Below are 17,861 nucleotides of genomic sequence, written 5' to 3'. Positions count from 1 at the left end.
TCCTGTACAACGGTGGGACTGAATCCGGCTCGCTGACACAGGCTGATGATTTGGTCATACAAGCCGGGAGCCAGCGATCGCGGAAACAGAATAAATGGCTCGGCAGCGATCGCCTTGAGCGAAATTATCGGCTCCTGGGCAAACAGATGGCGATCGGGCAGTGCCAGCACCAGAGGTTCCTGAAAAATAGTTTGCACCTGTAACAGCAGATCGTCGATCGGCGGACGCACCAAGCCCACATCTAATCGACGATCGCTGAGCCACTGAAGCTGGTGATCGGTCGTCAGTTCATGCAGTTCTAGCTTCACTTCAGGAAAAGCCGCCCGAAACGATCGCAGAATCGGCGGCAGCACGTTATACGCCGCAGAACTGACAAACCCGATGACGAGTTGCCCCTGTTCGCCCCGGCTAACCTGCCGTCCAGTCTGGATTGCCTGCTCAAGCTGATAAAGCAGCCGGCGACTTTCCTGCAAAAAAACGGCTCCGGCTTCGGTCAGGGCGACCGATCGCTTTGTGCGGTGAAACAGCTGAAAACCCAGCTCATTTTCTAACTGCCGAATTTGCTGACTCAACGGTGGCTGGGCAATATGCAACCGCTCGGCGGCACGACCAAAGTGCAGTTCCTCAGCAACCGCGACAAAGTAGCGTAAATGGCGAAATTCGATCGGCACAGATCCTAAACGCCCAACGCTTTCTGAATCTGACGCTGCATTTGTTCGCTTTCGGTAGAAGGCTCCAGACAGCTCAAGCCTTTGCAGACCATTGCCATTACACCGGGGGGCAAGTGTGAGTCGAGGCGAAGGGCGATCGTTGGCAAGTACTGCTGAGCAAGGTTTGCGATTTCGTCAGGCGTGGTTCGGATCAACGTCGGATAGCGGAACCAGTCCAGCCCACTCACTAAGCTAGGGCAGGCTTGCGGAATTTGCTCAATCACAGTGCTAAAAGCTTGCAGCGTTTGCTCGGCGCGATCGAAGCATTGCAAATCTTCCGTGAGCAGAAACAGCCGGATCAGGTTCATCGCGGCGATTCCATTTGCAGAAGGTGTGGCATTGTCACCGTAGCTGCGTTCCTGCACAACCAGATCGCTCACTGCATCGGTGTTGTAGTAGCCACCCTGCTCTCGACTCCAGAGAAATTCTTCAAACTCACACTGCACTTCCTGGGCGCGAGCGAGCCATTGTTGACCGTCCTGTCCCAGACTCAAGCTTGCCTGATGCAGATCAAGCAAAGCTTTGATGAGTAGCGCGTAGTCTTCCGATTGAGCAATGACGCTGACCTGCCCGTCATAGTTGAGCCGATGTAGACGGTGATCCTGCCACTGGTAATTCAAGATGAACTGTGCCGCCCTGACTGCCAGATCGAAATACGCCCCGTTTTGCAAGACTGCAGCCGATCGTGCCAGTCCCGAAATCATCAGACTATTCCAGGCGACGATCATCTTGGTATCGGTCACCGCCGGAATACGTCCTTTCCAGGGCAAAGTTCTTGCTTGCTGATTGTTCTGTGCTGGGGGAAATGTGGTGGTGTCCAGAGCAGAGGCTCCATAGCGCACGGTAAATAGTTTTTCTAGCGCGGCGACTGCGGTCGAAGCAAGTTCACCGCTCCTCGATCGCTGCAAAACGTTCTTGCCTTCAAAGTTGCCAGCCGGATTGACGCTAAATTCGGCTTCCAGAATGGTCAATTCTTCGGGCGTGAGAATCTGCTCTAGTTCTGGATAGCTCCAGACATAAAACGCGCCTTCTTCTGGTTCACGATCGTCTGGACGAGGAAAACTATCCGCATCCTGCGCCGCATAAAAGTACCCTTCAGGAGCCGTCATCTCGCGCTGAAGCCACTGGACGGTACCGTCGATCGATCGGGCAAAGGCAGGTTCCTGAATTCCGATCGCCCACAGCTCCGCCAGATACTCAATGATCTGCCCGTTGTCATAAAGCATTTTCTCAAAGTGAGGCACTGTCCAGGTCGGATCAACCGTATAGCGATGAAACCCACCCGCCACATGGTCATAAATGCCACCCAATGCCAGATCCATGCCGCGCTGCTGGCAAACGGTCAGCCGATTCAAATCCGGGTCATTGTGCTGAAACCGAACACTGTGCAGGGCAGTCATCGCGTGAGGAATCATGGGAAATTTTGGCCCTCCTCCCTTCGCGGCTAGTACCGTCAGACTGACCCGTAGCCCTTCCTGCAAGCGTTCTTCAGAGAGTTCGCCATTTCCCTCGATCGTCGCGCCCTGCTTCAACCGTTCCCGCAGCTCGTCCGTCACTGCCTGAAGCTTGACTGCCTCGGTGTCGTAAAAATTTCGGAGTGCCTGAATGACCTGCAAAAAGCTCGGTCGCCCGTACTTCGCCTCTGGCGGAAAGTAAGTTCCCCCATAAAAAGGCAGGAGATCGTGCGGCGACAGAAACACATTCAGGGGCCAGCCGCCTTGTCCCGTCATGAGCTGGAGTGCCTGCATATAAATGCTGTCAATGTCCGGGCGTTCTTCGCGATCGACCTTAATTGCCACATAGTTCGCGTTTAGATAATCGGCAACGATCGGATCAGAAAACGCTTCGCCCTCCATCACCGTACACCAGTGGCAGCTAGAGTAGCCGATCGACAAAAAAATCGGCTTGTTCTCCTGTTTTGCTTTCTCTAATGCCTCATCGCACCACGACCACCAGTCGATCGGGTTATCGGCATGTTTGCGGAGATAAAGGCTCTGAGTCTGAGCGAGGCGATTGGTCATAACAGCAGCCGGAACGCTTCACTGTTGAGTCTAGCGTTTTAGCTTGATTTACGAAGGGCTGATGACAAAGGGCTGCTTGCCTCAGTCATTTCCTATAGAGTTGCCTGCTGCGCCGCTTGCTCCGCAGTTTCCCGCAGGGGTAATCGAATATATCCCGCAGCCACACTCTCCGCCACAATTGCTTCGACCCACTCCCACAAATCAGGCGTGCCCTGCTTAACCGGTTCCATCCGCTTCCAGACCTGATCGATCGAAACGCCGTGTTTCTTCCAGGTTCCGCCTGCCGTTTTGTAGTTGTGCAAGAGGGGCTGAATGCGATCGAGTGCAGCCGCAAATTGAGCCGTTGCCGTTTCCCGCGCTTCAAACTCTTCCCATAAAAGACGCAGCTCGGCTTCCAGATCCGGCGGCAATAAGCCAAAAATGCGATCGGCGGCACGCTGTTCTCGATCGGCTTTGTCCAGATTGCCCTGCACGTCGTAGCAAAAGGTATCGCCTGCATCAATTTCAACCAGATCGTGAATCAGCAGCATTTGAATCGCGCGGCTCATGTCTGTTCCCGCAGGGGCGTACTCTGCCAGCACGATCGCCATGATTGCCAGATGCCAGGAATGCTCTGCGCTGTTTTCCTGCCGTGATGCATCGACCAGCAGGGTTTGCCGCAGGATGTGCTTAAGGCGATCAATTTCCAGGATGAATTGAATTTGTTGGGTGAGTCGTTGCTGCACGGTGGGAGGTGGAGGGAGGTGGGCTGACGCTTTATTTTAGTGTGAATGGGGGTGGGAGATGAGGGGGTGAGCGTCTTGATCGCGTTTAGATTGAATCAGTGGGTATGTAGGGGGTTTGATTAGAATGGGAGCAGGCACTTTTTCACCACACGATTGCCCCTATGTCTCTTCCCAAATCTCTGCTGGTCGGTTTAACTTCTAACGACTTTCGCCATCCGCTCGATCGTGAGGCAACTCAGGCACTCAAGCAGATTCCGGGGATGGATTTAGTTGTGCGATCGGTGCTTGGACCTGTGGCAGAACGATTCTTCTATTTAGAAAATATTGCGTCTAGCATTTTGGTGAGCGATCAGCAGTTGCCTCATTTACATCAGCTGCTGCTGGAAGCCTGCAAAATTCTTGACCTGGAACCGCCTCAGCTTTATGTGCGGCAGCATCCGGTTCCCAATGCCTACACTTTTGCAATGCGAGGCAAACAGCCGTTTATTGTGCTGCATACATCGCTGATTGATATGCTCACATCTGAAGAAACCCAGGCAGTGATCGCTCACGAATTGGGGCATCTCAAGTGCGAACACAGTGTTTATATGACCCTAGTGAATGTGCTGGTGCTGGCTGCCGGACAGGTTCCCTCCTGGGGTGCGGTGCTGGCACAGAGTTTGCAGACTCAGTTAATGGAATGGGTGCGCTGTGCAGAATTTACCTGTGATCGCGCTGCGTTGCTGGTTGCTCAAGAGCCGCGTGTGGTTGCCTCGGTGCTCATGAAACTAAGTGGCGGTTCGCCTACGCTTGCCTCTCAGCTCAATCTGGATGCATTTTTAGCACAGGCGCGATCGTATGACACCATGACCACCGATGATGTGGGCAAGCTGCTGCGCCAGATGCAAACCACGCCGCTAAGCCATCCCCTCCCGGTACTTAGAGCTAGAGAAGTCGATCGTTGGGCAAGCAGCCAGGAATACGCAGGGATTCTCCAGAAGCGATCGATGCGCTATAATGATGAGGCTGAAAAGGGCGGATGGCGAAACTGGTAGACGCACCACACTCAAAATGTGGCGAGGTAACCCCTCATGGGAGTTCGATTCTCCCTCTGCCCATAGACTTAAGTAAATTACTAAAATTAAATTAGTAAAGAAGTGAATTAGTAAAGCTGAATTACTCAAGCAAGATTAAATTCGAGGAGGGTTCGGATCATGGCTCAACGGTTGAAGCGATGGGAATCTCCCCGCAAGCAGGGCAGAAACGATAAAGGAAAAGGCGGCAGTGCCCGACAGCGACAGCTCCGCAAACAAACTCAAATGCTGCGGAAGAAACTGAAGGACGGCAACCCATCTAATCAAAATTCAAACCGATCGGGGGAAGGGACACTATCTCTTCCCTCTTTTTTTATTCAATTCCCTCTCTTTCAATCCACTTTGTTCACTCCACGCCCAACACACTTACCAGCAATGCCTTTTGAGCATGCAGCCGATTTTCTGCCTCGTCCCAGACCCGCGATTGGTTGCCTTCGATCACGCCGTTTGTAATCTCCTCGCCGCGATGTGCCGGAAGACAGTGCAGCACGATCGCCTTTGAGTCGGCTTTATTCATCAGGTCTTCATTCACCTGGTAGGGCATAAAAACGGGAATGCGGCTGTCTGCCAGATCTTCCTGTCCCATACTCGCCCAAACATCGGTGTAAACAATTTGTGCGCCCTGAACGGCGGCTTGCGCGTCCTGAGTGAGGGTCACTTCGGTTCGATCGCCTGCGATCGCTTTTGCCTGCTCCAGAACTCCGGCGTTTGGTTCAAAGCCAGCAGGAGCAGCAACCCGAACGTTCATACCGCTTAAGGCACAGCCCAACATCAGGGAGTTTGCCATGTTGTTGCCATCGCCGACATAGGCAAGCGTTAAACCGTCGAGCTGTCCAAATTCTTCTTTGATGGTCTGCAAGTCGGCTAACACCTGACAGGGATGCTCCAGATCGGTGAGAGCATTAATCACGGGAATTTTGGCATAGCGGGCAAAGGTTTCAAGCTCCTGCTGCTCGTAGGTGCGAATCGCCAGCACATCCAGATAGCGATCGAGCACTCGCGCTGTATCTTCCACGGGTTCTCCCCGGCTCACCTGGGTGACGTTGACGTTGAGATCCAGTACTTGCCCGCCGATTTGATACATTGCCGCCGAGAAGCTAACTCTGGTGCGTGTCGAAGCTTTGGTAAACAGCAGACCCAGAATCTTTTCGCAGCGCGGGTTGAGCTTCTTTGCTTTCAAGTCGATCGCCAGATCCAGCAAATCCCGCAGTTCTGCCACACTTAAATCCGCCATGCTTAGCAGATCCCGCCCATATAATGTCGCTACGCTCATTTCTGAAGCTTGATAGTAGGGGTTTCTTGAATTCCGGAAACTAAAACCCTACCAGATTTTCTGCGATCGTGCAGTGTTCAATTCAACTCCTGAGCAATTCTCGTTCTGTCACCAAGAACTTTTTCCTTCTACCGCCTAGGGGCTTGACTCAGCAGACTGAATTCGAGCATCAGCAAAGAGGGAGCCGTTCTTATCCTACTCGCCTGAATAAATCTCCAAAAGAAATCGGATTACAAGTGTTGGCACAGCAGTTGGTAGGCTCAGGCTTTGTCCGTTTACTCAAGTAACTTACTTAAGTAACGACTGAAATTTGAAGTACTTTGCCATACCTTCAAGCTAGCAAACCGCTTTGTTACCTCTCAACTCGACTTAAGCTTCAAAAATTGTTTGCGTACAATGCGCTTACTTATTCACTCGATCGTCTTTTTTCGGGAAACTTCACCATTCCTGTACAGTTCTCCTCACTGTCTCCGGGTTGAGGTGCAAGACATAATCAAAACATGAGGATTAAACGTTTCAATTACCCCACACAAGATAGAGCGATGTTAGTGAGATATTGGAATCCTTGGCGCGAAATGGAAACGCTCCGCCGTCAAATGGATCGAGTGTTTGATGAGATTGCAGTACCGAGCGAATACAGCTGGGCTCCGGCGATCGAACTACATGATAGCGGTGAAACATTTACGCTGAAAGCTCAACTTCCCGGCATGGATGTGAAAGATATCAACGTTGAAGTGAGCCGTGAAGCAGTTGCTCTCTCCGGTGAGTATCGCAGTGAGCAGCAGGGCGAAACCAACGGCATTATGAAGTCCGAGTTTCGCTACGGTAAATTCCGCCGCATTGTGCCGCTTCCGGTTACTGTGCAGAACGATCAGGTTCAAGCCGAATACAAAGATGGCATCTTGACCCTGACGCTGCCCAAAGTCGTCGAAGTTCGCAACAAAGTGGTGAAGCTGAATCTGACAGACTTGGCTCAGCCTACGATCGAGCCGACGACCGAACCCGCGACAGCAGCCGTCACCGGATCGAATGAGGCACAGGCTACCGAAGCCAACAGCTAAGAGCTTAAGCGGTTTTGAGCCGCCTCTGGAGTAAGCGACACGCAAATTAGACAAATTAGATTTGAGTTAAACAGATAGCGCAATAAGCAGGAGGTCGATCGCCTCTTGCTTTTTTGTATTTTTGTATTGGTACACCATTTTTGTATTGGTACACCAATGGTTTAATAAACCAATTTTTATCTATCTTCAATGCATCAATTTTCTGCATCAAATCATAATTTCTGCATCAAATCCTAAAGCTAAAGCTGATATTACTCCTGCTAAACCTGCCTTGACATTCATATTTACTGCACTCACCTGCACTCACCGTTCTTCAACCAACTTTATTGAAATCATTTACAGCGTTTATTTCTGCGTTCGACTTAGAAACGCAACGTTTGTAATCAAAAATTCGCAAAATCGATCGCCTACCTTCGGCTGAATAAGCAAACACAATGGTGAAAGCAATTCGATTGCTTTAGCAGTAGAGAGATTGACGGACGCAATGGGCGATGTTAGTATGGATGCACTTCAAATTAATCTCGAACAGTCAGCTTAATTCAGTCTCACCCTAACCAAAGAAGACTGAAGCGGAGGAACCAATATTGGGGCGTATCGCAAGAAGGACACCTCTCAGTCCTAGCCCGTCAGCTAACTCCGTCGGCATTGAGGGGAGACTGAAGCTTTTGGCAATTTGTCTTTGGATAACCGTCTTTGGGCAACCGTGCTAAAGCTCGTCAGTATCCTTGACTGTTGGACAGTGGTTCCGTTGTTCTGTCCACCTTCAACCCTGAGGAGTTCAGGATGGTTGTACAATTTGTGGGTTCGATCGCCGTTGCCGGACAAGCAGCCTGGAGGCGTGTGCAGCCAGTCGTGCTGCAAGAAACTGTGCTGCTGCCTGCGTTGGGATTTGCAGGTCTGATTTTGCTGTGGTGGATAATTGCCCTGTTTAACAGCGACCTGATGCCCACCCCGCCAGAGGCACTTCAGGCAAACATGGACTATTTGCTGCATCCGTTTTATCGTCGTGGTCCTGGCGATTTGGGAATTGGTTGGCTGTTGATGGCAAGTTTGCGGCGCGTTTTGATTGGCTTTAGCCTAGGCGCACTGGTTGCAATTCCCGCCGGATTTCTGATTGGGATGTCGCGTCAGGCAATGCTGGCACTCAATCCGATTATTCAAATCCTGAAGCCCGTTTCGCCTCTGGCCTGGCTGCCGATCGCCTTGGCAATTTTTAACCTGGCAGACCCTTCTGCGATTTTCGTCATCTTCATTACGTCGCTCTGGTCAACGATTATTAACACTGCACTTGGCGTATCCAGCGTCTCCAAAGATTATCTGGATGTGGCGAGAGTCCTGGAAATGCCTCAGTGGAGACGAGTTATCAAAATTATTCTGCCTGCCAGTCTGCCCTATATCTTCACCGGGCTGCGCATTAGCCTGGGCATTGCATGGCTGGTGATCGTCGCAGTCGAGATGCTGACCGGAGGTGTAGGCATTGGCTTCTTTGTCTGGGATGAGTGGAGCCGCTTGAACCTTAGCTCGGTCTTCCTGGCGGTGGTTGTAATTGGGCTAACCGGGCTGATTCTGGACTTTATCGTGGTCAAAATTCAGCAGTTTGTCACTCGTCGTCGTTTTCGATCGCAGTCGGCAGCCTAATCAAGTGGGGGAATCCGGGGGTGAGGGGTAAGTGAGCAGGGGATAAAATCTCTCGATCGCCCTTGCGTCAGAGCTTCCTAATCTACTTCATCAGCTTTGCGTCAATCATTTCCACAGTCTCTCTACTGTCTGTTGAATCAGGTTGAGCAGCAAGACGCTCCCCATTTATAGAACGAACCGCAAAACCCGCTCCTCACCTCCCCATTCTCTCATCCCTCCGACTTTCCATCCTTTATCCACTCCCCACTCCCCAAACCAATATGAACCACGATCGTCTCAATCGACGTGACTTCTTAAAAGGATTCGGAGCTTCGGTCGCTGCAACGACGCTGGCTTCCTGTGCGGTAAGTGCGAATAGGGCGCCGCAAGGACTGCCGCAAATGGCGGCTGAAGTAGAACCGATCATCGATCCCCAAACGCTGGAAAAACCGAATTTAACGATTGGCTATGTACCTGTCAATGACTGCGCTCCCTTTGCGATTGCCTGGGAAAAAGGCTTCTTTCGCAAATATGGCTTGAACGTGAAGCTTAGCCGCGAAGCAAGCTGGGCAACCTCACGAGATGGCGTAATTTTTGGTCGGCTGGATGCGTCACCCGTGGTTTCAGGAGCCGTGACCAATGCCCGAATTGGCGCAGAAGGTGCGCGCCATGCCCCGATGTGTGCCGCAATGACCATCCACCGCCATGGCAATGCAATGACCATGAATCGTGCCATGTGGGAATCGGGGATTCGCCCCTGGCATGAGTACAAGGGTGATTTGGAGGCATTCGGGCGGGATTTCCGTCGCTATTTTGAAGGTCTGCCCTCGGATCAGCGAATTTGGGCAGTGGTTCTCAGTTCGGCGATTTATGAATATTTCATTCGCTATGTCTCGGCTGCCGCAGGCGTTGATCCGTTGAGCGAATTTCGCGTGATTATTGTGCCGCCGCCCCAAATGGTAACGAATATGCGAATTGGTGCAATGCAGGCATACATGGTGGCAGAACCCTGGAACACTCGCGCAATTCGGGGGAATGAAGGAATTGGCTTCACCTTTGCTCAAGGAAAGGAAGTCTGGCGCGGACATCCTGATCGCCTGCTAGCAGTGATGGAGCCTTTTATTAATGAAAATCCCAAGACGTATCGATCGCTGGTGAAAGCCATGATCGAAGCCTGTCAGTATTGCAGCAAGCCGGAGAATCGCGCCGAAGTTGCAAAGATTATCACCGGGCGATCGTTCACCGGAGCCAGACCGAAAACCTGCAAAACCCCGCCCCTGATCACGCCGGACAATCTGCCTTCACTGCCCGAATGTGCAACCAAGTTTACGGGTCCAGGCATTATTGGCGAATATAACTATGGCGGTTTTGATAGCAAAGACCGGACGATCGCTGCCGCCGATACCACCATTTTTTACGACTTCCCAACCGACCTCGCCGAACCCGCCAACGCCCATTCCACCTTCTTGTGGCGATCGCAAAGTCTCTGGCTGATGACGCAAGCCGCCCGCTGGGGACAGATTCCCGAAATTCCGGCAAACGCAGACGAGCTGACGAAAAAAGCCTGGCGATCGGACCTCTACCGCGACATCGCTGCCGAAATGGGCATTAACTGCCCCAGCGAAGACTACAAAGTAGAACCCGCTACTGTCTTTATCGACCAGAAAGGATTCGATCCCAGCGACCCGGTCGGCTACTTGAAAAGCTTTGAAATTCGAGCCGATCGCCCCAAACCCTTCTATTTATCCTAGCTGACCCCTCACCCCTTACTCACCCCCTCACACCCGGAGAACCTCATGATCAAACCGCTTACCTTCCCCGCCACCGATCGCCTGCGTGACCCAGCCGAGTTTCTTAGGATTGAGAATGTAACCAAAGCTTATCCTGCCGCCGGAGGTGGCCAGACCGTGATTCTGGATGGCATCAATCTGACGATCGGCGCAGATGAATACATCTCAGTCATCGGGCATTCGGGCTGCGGCAAATCGACCCTGCTGAAGATTGTGGCAGGTCTAGAACAGGCAACGTCTGGTTCTGTTTGGCTCGAAGGGCGCGAAGTGCGTAAACCCGGAGCGGAGCGCATGATGGTATTTCAGCAATACTCGCTGCTGCCCTGGCTCACGGTGCGAGAAAACGTTCGGCTGGCAGTGGATGAAGTGTTGAGGAACCTCTCTTCAGCAGAAAAGCGGGAAATTGTCAACGAACATCTGGCAATGGTGAATCTGACCCCTGCGGCAGAAAAATATCCTGATGAGCTTTCGGGCGGCATGAAACAGCGAGTGGGGATTGCTCGCGCTTTAGCGATTCGTCCCAAGGTGCTGCTGATGGATGAACCCTTTGGCGCGCTCGATGCGCTGACACGGGGCAAGCTCCAGCGGCAAGTCCTGGATATCTGGGAAAACCACCGTCAGGCGGTCATGATGATTACTCACGATGTGGATGAGGCGTTGTATATGTCCGATCGAATTATCTTAATGACGAATGGACCTGCTGCCCAAATTGGCGAAATTTTGGAAGTTCCCTTTGCCCATCCGCGCCAGCCGAAGGAGCTGCGAGAACTGCCTGAATACTACGAACTGCGGAACCACGCGCTCAACTTCCTCGATCGTCATTTCGGACACGATGACCAACTTTAATCTTTGTTAAATTAAGCCCGTTCTATTCCTAAAGAGGACTGTGTAGGGCAAATAGGAAGCTTTACACTGCAATTGATCCCTCTAATGTTTCTGTTGATTCCTGTCTGTTTTTCATTGATCCCAAAGCTTGTTTCCCTTAGGAAACTGTAAAGCGATCGCTTAAATTTCACGCTGACCCGTCTGCCGCTTTTAGCTTCCATTTCCTCACTTGCTCCTCCAACACCGACTATGAGAATTCAACCGATGCTGCTGCGCCTGCAAAGCGCGCTTGGACAAGACAACCTCAGTGAGCAAATGCTTTTGTATCCGGGTGTCGCGCCGACGCAGAATTCTTTTGCTGAGATGTCAAGCAGTTCCGCCAAGGGAGCAATTGACGCTACTGAGGCAACTTCGGAATCGATCGACGAAACGACCAATATTGTCATCAGCTACAATGGTTCTCCGAATAGCCAAACTGCTCTCGATTTTGCCTTCTGGATTGCTCATCAAACGAAACTCGCGACCAACAAATCTGTTACCGTTCACGTCGTCTATGTGCTGGATAGCTGCAACTCGCTCCAGTTAACTTGCGCTGCCGCTCCTGATCTGAACGGACTCCGATCGCAGTCTCTTCAAAAAGCGCAGGTTGGCGGTCTCCCCTCGATTCAGAAGCAAACTGCAACGGCAGTTCAATCCAAACCCCAATCGCAGGCAGCAGCCGTCTATCAACCCAGAACGATTCAAACCCAGTCAGCCCGATCGCTAACCGATTCCCTTGAGACTGCCGATCGCATCCTGTGGCAGGCTCGCTGTCTAGCTGATGAATGGCGTGGTTCTCTAGAGGCACATTTGCGCTTTGGGGCAGTGGCGATCGAGCTGCGTCAGGTAGTGGAGGCTGTAAAGGCAGATGTGCTGATGGTAGGCTGTACGACCGGAGAACATTCCCTGATCCAGCAGTTGCTCACCCCAGCGTTTCCCTGCCCGATCCTGGGCATTCCGCACGAGCTAGAAAAGCAGTAGGAAATTAGCGGGGCGTTGCTCAATCGAAGGATAAATGGTTGAGTTGAACATGGCTGGGCAGCCCCCTAAATCTCCCAATTTTGGAGGGCTTTGAGCGTGTAAAGGTCATACACAGAATCCTTGCCGCGACCTACGAACGAAGCCTAAAGAAATCGCTGCTGGTGCGGGCGAGTTGCCTGATCGATGCGATCAATTTCTTCTTGCGTGAGGCTCCAGCCCAGTGCGCCTGCATTCTGTTGGGCCTGGCTCCCATTCTTTGCACCTGGAATTGGGACAACGTTACCCTGAGCAATCAGCCAGTTCAGCGAAACTTGGGCGGGAGTGCGATCGTATTTTTCGCCGATTTGCTTTAGCAACATTATCACCGGAGCCAATTTTTCCACGCCACCTCTGCTGAAGCGAGGGTCTAGCTTGCGCGCGCCCGTCGGGTCTTGATAATTTTCAGGAGTGTATTTTCCGGTAAGCAAACCCTGCGCTAATGGGCTGTAAGCCAGAATCATGATGCCCAGCTCTTTTGCTGCTGCCATAACGCCATTGTGCTCGATCTGACGCGCCAGCAGCGAATACTGCATTTGATTCACCGCCAAAGGAACACCGCGCTTTGCCAGTAGCTCGTGCGCCTGTCGCATCTGATCCGCCGAATAGTTGCTCACGCCGATCGCCTTAATTCTGCCGCGTTTTACTTCGTCAGCCAGTGCCTCCATCAAGGTGGGCTGTCCCATGAAAAAGTCAAAGGGCTGGTGAACTTGATACAGCTCTACGGTGTCACGCTGGAGCCGCTTCAAACTTGCAGTCAGCGCATCAGCAACAGCACTTTTTCCAAACCGCCAGGGCAGCGGGAAGTACTTCGTTGCAATGTAGACAGGCTGATTGGTTTGCTGCATAAACTGTCCCAGCAGCGTTTCTGACTTGCCCAATCCGTAGATTTCTGCGGTATCAAAAAAATTAACGCCTGACTCTAGAGCGGTCTTGAATGCCTGCTCGACTGAACTTGCATCGTAATCTTTGCCATAAGTCCAAAACAGGTTGTCGCCCCATTGCCAGGTGCCGATTCCCAGAGGCTTGATTGTCAAACCGCTAGAGCCGATCGAGAGGATATCCATTGTTTGCTTTATAAAACTTTACAATTACTTCATAGTGTAGCCCAGATACTCAGGATCAGGCGTAAGCCGATCGAGATAACTGCATCAACCGTCAGCAGCAGAAATCAGTATCAGGAGCCACTCTTAGGAGTCAGGCGACTTCTCTTTTAACTGCTTCAGTATCAGGTAGCGATCGATAATGGCGCGGGTTGCTTCTGACATTCGCACTTGGTCGCCAAGCTGATAAAACCGCAGTTCGCGAATCTCGTGGGTTGGCTGCGGCGTTCCCTGCGCTTCAACGAGAAATACTTTGTGCTCATCGCGCACCCAGCCCGACTTACGCCAGCGAATGTGTCCGGTGTAGCTAAAGAGATACTGCATTGAAATTGTTTTGAGGGTTGTTTCTTCTTGCAGTTCCCGAATCGTTGCCGCCTTGCGCGATTCTCCTTTTTCGGCAGCTCCTCCAGGTAATAAAAATCGTCCGCTCTTGCCCGCCACGAGCAGCACACCCTGAGGCGTATCAACGAGCGCAGTACCTCTACGCCGCTTACGGACGGCTTTTTTTAGCAGTTTTGAAGGGGTGGTTTGCACAAACTAATTAATGAGAGGGTGAAGGGTCAAAAGATAGTTTTGGGTGAAGAAGCAAAGATACCAATGGTTTGAAAACTTGATTGAAAATGCGAATCGCTTCATTCACAATTCATTCAGTGCGTGATTTGATTAACTCACTGAAACCCCTCCAATTTTTTGATTTGCTCCACTCTTCTTTTATAATAACGAACCCTATCCGAAGGCTGGTTTGGATCTTGCCTCAGTCTGTCCTGAGAAACGGCAAATTCTAGAAAAAACACTAGTCGTCGGGTAGTCGCTGCTCGAGGTTCTGCTTGTTACGCTACCCAAAGTGACCGATCGTCGAATCGGTATGCAGCAATACAGCTTAAACTTAAAGCTGCAACGCAGTATCAACGGGCGATCGCCTGAACGGAGAGCGGTTTTGAGCGAACAGCTTTTAGCTCATCTTAGTATCCGTGTTCAGAATTATGCGATTACGCTTTGGGGAACTGCGAAGCGATTGAAATTGCATCAAATAATACTAAAACTCAGCTTGAAACTCTCAGCCCCCGATTACGTCAAGGACAGGAAAACTTAAACATCAGCTATGCAAACTGGCTATTTCGGAATTGTGATTTTAATGGTGGTTTCCCCCGTTCCACCTGAAGTGTTTATGCCGCTTGCAGGCTTTATGGCAGCGCAGGGAAAACTGCATTTTGTTTATGTTGTCTTGTCCGGGGTCGTGGGCTTTTTGCTAAGCATTTTCCCCTGGTACATTGGCGGTCGCATTTTGGGAAAGCAAGGCTGGCGAAAGCTGATCGATCGACAGCCGAAATGGCTCACGGTTTCTCCGGCAAAGCTGCAAAAAGCAAATCGCTGGTTCCGTCGCTACGGGGGGCAGGCGTTGCTCATTTCCCTGCTGCTGCCCGGACTTCGCAATATCATGGCAGTCCCTGCTGGGATTAGCGGAATGTCTACGCTAAAGTTTCTGCTGTATACGAGCTGCGGCGCGGTAAGCTGGCTATCGCTGTTGACCTACACCGGGTATGTGCTGGGCGACCGATACGAGCTAATCAACACTTACTTCAGCTCAACCACTACCCTCTTTTTGATGAGTGTGGGAGCCATTGCACTCTGCATTTTGGGCGTTCGCTTTTTCCTGCGACGGAAAGCGACCCTGTAGTTCCCACTTCACGATCGTTAAGCAACGGACAAGATTTGTGATTTCAAATTGATTATGAAGTGATTGCAGGCTAACGATTTTGGTGATAACTCGGTGAACGAGACGGAGCCAGATCAGTATCAAAGGTTTTATCCAGCAGATCAATTAGTTTGATAATTGCGATCGATGTAATAACTCCCAGCACCAACCCGCCAATTAGCAAACGCAGAACCATTTTTTTGGCTTGCGCGATCGACTCTTCTGCACTAATTCGACCTTTGAGTTGCAAAACCTTTTCTTCCGGCGGTAAGGGTTCGGGCGGAATCGGCTGATTGGGATGCGCCATAATGAGAGTTCTGTGAAACTGTCGCTGCACTGATTTTTACACTACGATCGAGCAAGTTTTTAGTTTGTCATTCGTCATTTCCCACTCGTGTTTATAAATTAGTGTTTACGAATTGATGAATAACATTTCCCTTGTTTCTGGTTAAATCGTGTCCTGCTCCTGGGGAGCGCAAATTCATTAATTTGTCTTCTCCATAAGGTGTATTAGGGAGTACGCGTAGCTCATCGATTGGGAGGCTCAGGGTTAATGCGTTACGCTGTATCAAACGATCCTACAGAGTCAACCGATCCTACAGAATGCGCTCCTGAGCAGCGTAGCAATTAGCATCAATCGATCGTAATCCGCAGTTTAATCTTGCAGCGAAATCTTCATCATCTACCGCATGGCAATTACAGCATGACAATGCAGCGCCCAATTAAGCCCACCAAAGTTAAGCCCACCAAAGCCGATATCCAGGCTGCCTACAATTCCACCGTATCCGATATTATTGACCATCATTTGAGCGTTCTGTTTTGCGGCATCAATCCCAGCCTTTACAGTGCTGTGGTGGGGCATCACTTTGCGCGTCCTGGCAATCGCTTCTGGAAAACGCTGCATCAGGCAGGTTTTACCGATCGCCTCTTTTCCCCAGATGAAGATCGGGATTTGCTGAAACTGGGCTACGGCATTACCAACTTGGTCGATCGTGCAACGGCACGGGCAGATGAAGTCGCAGCCGCAGAATTTGTCGCAGCGCAGCAGGCTCTAGCCGAAAAGCTGCACACCTACCGTCCGCGCTGTCTAGCGGTGTTGGGTGTGAGTGCCTATCGCTTAGCCTTTCAGCAGCCCAAGGCAAAAATGGGGCAGCAGCCTGAACACTGGCACGGGGCGATGGTCTGGATTTTGCCGAATCCAAGTGGCTTAAACGCCCACTATCAGCTTCAGGACTTAGCCGAGGCTTATCGATCGCTGCGGCTGGCAATCTCCTCCCAATGCCTCAACAACTCCGCCACCGACCAGGCTTGAGCGATCGCCCCACGTGGCAAATGCGGCGGGTCGCCGTCAAACACTTCAGAAATAAACCCCAAGCCTGCCTGCTGCTGAAAATGTTGCCATAACGGTTCTGGATCAAACGGAACAGCTTGACCCGGATAAAATCGCTGCCAGCCGCGCACAAACGCCCCAATGAGCCAGCTCCAGACCGTTCCCTGATGGTATGCCCGATCGCGCTGCCAGATGCCACCTTCGTATTTGCCTTCATAGCGGGGGTCTGCGGGGTCGAGCGATCGTAAGCCGTAGGGGGTCAAAAGCCGGTCGCAGGCGGTTTGCATCACGGCTTGCCCGATCGCTGCATGAAAAGCGCAATGGCTGAGGGAAAGGGCGATCACTGCATTCGGGCGGATACTGGAATCGGGATAGTCGTCCGGCGAGATGCCATCAAATAGATAATTCTGCGCCGGATTCCAGAACTTTTGCAGCGATGCTTTCACTTGCTCTGCCTGTTGGCTGTAGCGGCGTGCCTGGTTTGCCAGCGTTCCCTGATCCAGATCAGACGCCGAATCGAACTTCTGAAGCTGCTCTGCCCATTTTGATGCCCAGCACAGCGCGGAATACCACAGAGCATTCACTTCGATCGGCTTACCCCGTCTTGGCGTCACAGGCTGATCGGCAACCAAAGCATCCATCCAGGTCAGGGCAATATTGGGCGCATCCCACGTCACCAGATTGTCTGAGGCATCGATGCGAATGTTGTGCAGCGTTCCTACCGTCAGTCCCTTATAAATCTTGCCGACCGTAGGGTACTGCTCTATTAGAAATGCCCAATCCTGCGTTGCTTCCAGATATTGCCCCAAGGCTTCAATCCACCACAGCCCCACATCCATATTGGTGTAGGACAGTGCATCCTCGTCAGCAAACCGATTGGGAATCAAACCTCGATCGCAGTAGTCGCTGCAAGTCCGCAGCAAATCCTTTGCTAATTCATAGCGTTGAGTCGTAAGTGCAATTCCTGGCAGGGCAATCAGCGTATCGCGCCCCCATTCGTTAAACCAGGGGTAGCCCGCGATCAGGGTAGGACGATTTTTGACTGCTTGATATACGATGAAGCGATCGCTCGCCTGAAGGAGCTGTGGCGGCACGGTTCGCTTTTGATTGTGCGATTGATGCTGCGATTGATTGTGCAATCGATTCTTGGATAGTGCAAATACGGTCTTTAATCGCTCCTTCTCGGCGGCAATGGTTTGATCAAACGTGGTTTCATCTAGCGTTGCTCGTCCCTGATAGCGATCGAAGTCTCGCACTCTTGCCTCGATCGTCACGGATGCTCCAGATTGAAGCGGAACCGTCAGCACTCCAGGACTGTAGAGATCTTCCTGATCGGCAAGTCCTCGTTTCGTTTCTTCTGGATAGCGATAGCCCCAGTACCACATTCCGTCAGCCTGATAAGTGCCCGTTGTCCAGGAAAGCTGCCAGGAAATTCCGGTTCGGGTCGGCGTTTTGGCTTGCAGCAAGAGCCGACTCGACTCGACAAGTTGAGCAAACTCCAGCTCAGGCTGCTGTTGCTGCTGATAGTGCAGCCCCCGATCGGCAATCAAGGGACGCAGGGAAAGCAGGGCAGGCTGATTG

16 protein-coding genes, 1 tRNA gene and 1 riboswitch are annotated in these 17,861 nt (G+C 51.6%); of the genes, 9 read left to right on the top strand and 8 right to left on the bottom strand.

All coding sequences use genetic code 11. From position 1 onward, the window contains the following. The 3 genes from H6F80_RS27335 to H6F80_RS27325 form a co-directional block, all read right to left on the bottom strand. Nucleotides 1-671: LysR substrate-binding domain-containing protein (locus H6F80_RS27335; RefSeq protein ID WP_518523667.1), on the bottom strand; the 671-nt coding region annotated here is incomplete at its 3' end. A gap of 5 nt (nucleotides 672-676) precedes the next feature. Further along, nucleotides 677-2,731: a thioredoxin domain-containing protein gene (locus H6F80_RS27330; protein WP_190794671.1), complete on the bottom strand. Its 2,055-nt coding sequence runs from the start codon at nucleotides 2,729-2,731 to the stop codon at nucleotides 677-679. A gap of 92 nt (nucleotides 2,732-2,823) precedes the next feature. Further along, complete coding sequence (locus H6F80_RS27325; RefSeq protein WP_190794670.1) at nucleotides 2,824-3,456, bottom strand: HD domain-containing protein; 633 nt, start codon at nucleotides 3,454-3,456, stop codon at nucleotides 2,824-2,826. A gap of 161 nt (nucleotides 3,457-3,617) precedes the next feature. Here H6F80_RS27325 and H6F80_RS27320 point away from each other — a divergent pair, with 161 nt between their 5' ends. Together H6F80_RS27320 and H6F80_RS27315 are read left to right on the top strand one after the other, a co-directional pair. Then, nucleotides 3,618-4,490 carry a M48 family metallopeptidase gene (locus H6F80_RS27320; RefSeq protein ID WP_190794669.1) on the top strand — a complete coding sequence of 291 codons (873 nt, stop codon included), beginning with the start codon at nucleotides 3,618-3,620 and terminating at the stop codon, nucleotides 4,488-4,490. Further along, nucleotides 4,469-4,553: transfer RNA gene (locus H6F80_RS27315), tRNA-Leu, on the top strand. The genes H6F80_RS27320 and H6F80_RS27315 overlap by 22 nt, the downstream gene beginning before the upstream one ends. 322 nt (nucleotides 4,554-4,875) lie before the next feature. On the opposite strand, the gene argF is transcribed toward H6F80_RS27315, so the two are convergent. Next, entirely contained in the window at nucleotides 4,876-5,802 is a 927-nt protein-coding gene (gene argF, locus H6F80_RS27310) for an ornithine carbamoyltransferase (protein ID WP_190794668.1), read from the bottom strand. Nucleotides 5,803-6,344: 542 nt separating this feature from the next. Here argF and H6F80_RS27305 point away from each other — a divergent pair. From H6F80_RS27305 to H6F80_RS27285, 5 genes are all read left to right on the top strand, one after another. Continuing rightward, on the top strand, nucleotides 6,345-6,863 hold the full coding sequence (locus H6F80_RS27305) for an Hsp20/alpha crystallin family protein (protein WP_190794667.1): 519 nt from the start codon (nucleotides 6,345-6,347) through the stop codon (nucleotides 6,861-6,863). Nucleotides 6,864-7,384: 521 nt separating this feature from the next. After that, a riboswitch (cyclic di-AMP (ydaO/yuaA leader) is annotated at nucleotides 7,385-7,523 on the top strand. A 123-nt stretch (nucleotides 7,524-7,646) separates the two neighbouring features. Next, on the top strand, nucleotides 7,647-8,501 hold the full coding sequence (gene ntrB, locus H6F80_RS27300; RefSeq protein ID WP_190794666.1) for a nitrate ABC transporter permease: 855 nt from the start codon (nucleotides 7,647-7,649) through the stop codon (nucleotides 8,499-8,501). A 260-nt stretch (nucleotides 8,502-8,761) separates the two neighbouring features. Beyond that, the gene (locus H6F80_RS27295) at nucleotides 8,762-10,231 is read left to right on the top strand and encodes an ABC transporter substrate-binding protein (protein ID WP_190794665.1); all 1,470 of its coding nucleotides are present in this window, start codon (nucleotides 8,762-8,764) and stop codon (nucleotides 10,229-10,231) included. A gap of 45 nt (nucleotides 10,232-10,276) precedes the next feature. Beyond that, a complete protein-coding gene (locus H6F80_RS27290) occupies nucleotides 10,277-11,116 on the top strand; it encodes an ABC transporter ATP-binding protein (RefSeq protein ID WP_190794664.1) in 840 nt (279 codons plus the stop codon). A gap of 228 nt (nucleotides 11,117-11,344) precedes the next feature. Next, nucleotides 11,345-12,115, top strand: coding sequence for a universal stress protein (locus H6F80_RS27285; protein ID WP_199296864.1), 771 nt, complete (start codon nucleotides 11,345-11,347; stop codon nucleotides 12,113-12,115). A gap of 143 nt (nucleotides 12,116-12,258) precedes the next feature. Here the strand turns inward: H6F80_RS27285 and H6F80_RS27280 are convergent, their stop codons facing one another. Together H6F80_RS27280 and H6F80_RS27275 are read right to left on the bottom strand one after the other, a co-directional pair. Continuing rightward, nucleotides 12,259-13,218, bottom strand: coding sequence for an aldo/keto reductase (locus H6F80_RS27280; protein WP_190794663.1), 960 nt, complete (start codon nucleotides 13,216-13,218; stop codon nucleotides 12,259-12,261). Nucleotides 13,219-13,341: 123 nt separating this feature from the next. After that, nucleotides 13,342-13,788: an NUDIX domain-containing protein gene (locus tag H6F80_RS27275; protein WP_190794662.1), complete on the bottom strand. Its 447-nt coding sequence runs from the start codon at nucleotides 13,786-13,788 to the stop codon at nucleotides 13,342-13,344. Nucleotides 13,789-14,356: 568 nt separating this feature from the next. Between H6F80_RS27275 and H6F80_RS27270 the strand changes: the two genes are divergently transcribed. Further along, entirely contained in the window at nucleotides 14,357-14,932 is a 576-nt protein-coding gene (locus H6F80_RS27270; RefSeq protein ID WP_190794661.1) for a DedA family protein, read from the top strand. 70 nt (nucleotides 14,933-15,002) lie between these two features. Here H6F80_RS27270 and H6F80_RS27265 read toward each other — a convergent pair whose 3' ends face one another. Continuing rightward, nucleotides 15,003-15,257, bottom strand: coding sequence for a hypothetical protein (locus H6F80_RS27265; protein ID WP_190794660.1), 255 nt, complete (start codon nucleotides 15,255-15,257; stop codon nucleotides 15,003-15,005). 396 nt (nucleotides 15,258-15,653) lie between these two features. Between H6F80_RS27265 and mug the strand changes: the two genes are divergently transcribed. Next, complete coding sequence (gene mug, locus H6F80_RS27260) at nucleotides 15,654-16,262, top strand: G/U mismatch-specific DNA glycosylase (protein WP_242067596.1); 609 nt, start codon at nucleotides 15,654-15,656, stop codon at nucleotides 16,260-16,262. Here mug and H6F80_RS27255 read toward each other — a convergent pair. Next, the coding region (locus H6F80_RS27255; RefSeq protein ID WP_190794659.1) for an amylo-alpha-1,6-glucosidase at nucleotides 16,196-17,861 on the bottom strand (1,666 nt) is incomplete at its 5' end. The genes mug and H6F80_RS27255 overlap by 67 nt on opposite strands.

It is taken from the genome of Leptolyngbya sp. FACHB-711, from assembly GCF_014695615.1.
Taxonomy (GTDB): domain Bacteria; phylum Cyanobacteriota; class Cyanobacteriia; order Elainellales; family Elainellaceae; genus Leptolyngbya_A.
The sequence above is the reverse complement of the archived record's forward strand: the minus strand, read 5'-3'. Positions and strand labels throughout refer to the sequence as shown.

Coding starts and splice junctions, on each gene's coding strand:
- H6F80_RS27280 (WP_190794663.1), bottom strand. CDS start 13,218: ATGGATATCCTCTCGATCGGCTCTAGCGGTTTGACAATCAAGCCTCTG.
- H6F80_RS27270 (WP_190794661.1), top strand. CDS start 14,357: ATGCAAACTGGCTATTTCGGAATTGTGATTTTAATGGTGGTTTCCCCC.
- H6F80_RS27290 (WP_190794664.1), top strand. CDS start 10,277: ATGATCAAACCGCTTACCTTCCCCGCCACCGATCGCCTGCGTGACCCA.
- H6F80_RS27285 (WP_199296864.1), top strand. CDS start 11,345: ATGAGAATTCAACCGATGCTGCTGCGCCTGCAAAGCGCGCTTGGACAA.
- H6F80_RS27295 (WP_190794665.1), top strand. CDS start 8,762: ATGAACCACGATCGTCTCAATCGACGTGACTTCTTAAAAGGATTCGGA.
- ntrB (WP_190794666.1), top strand. CDS start 7,647: ATGGTTGTACAATTTGTGGGTTCGATCGCCGTTGCCGGACAAGCAGCC.
- H6F80_RS27305 (WP_190794667.1), top strand. CDS start 6,345: ATGTTAGTGAGATATTGGAATCCTTGGCGCGAAATGGAAACGCTCCGC.
- H6F80_RS27265 (WP_190794660.1), bottom strand. CDS start 15,257: ATGGCGCATCCCAATCAGCCGATTCCGCCCGAACCCTTACCGCCGGAA.
- H6F80_RS27320 (WP_190794669.1), top strand. CDS start 3,618: ATGTCTCTTCCCAAATCTCTGCTGGTCGGTTTAACTTCTAACGACTTT.
- argF (WP_190794668.1), bottom strand. CDS start 5,802: ATGAGCGTAGCGACATTATATGGGCGGGATCTGCTAAGCATGGCGGAT.
- H6F80_RS27330 (WP_190794671.1), bottom strand. CDS start 2,731: ATGACCAATCGCCTCGCTCAGACTCAGAGCCTTTATCTCCGCAAACAT.
- mug (WP_242067596.1), top strand. CDS start 15,654: ATGACAATGCAGCGCCCAATTAAGCCCACCAAAGTTAAGCCCACCAAA.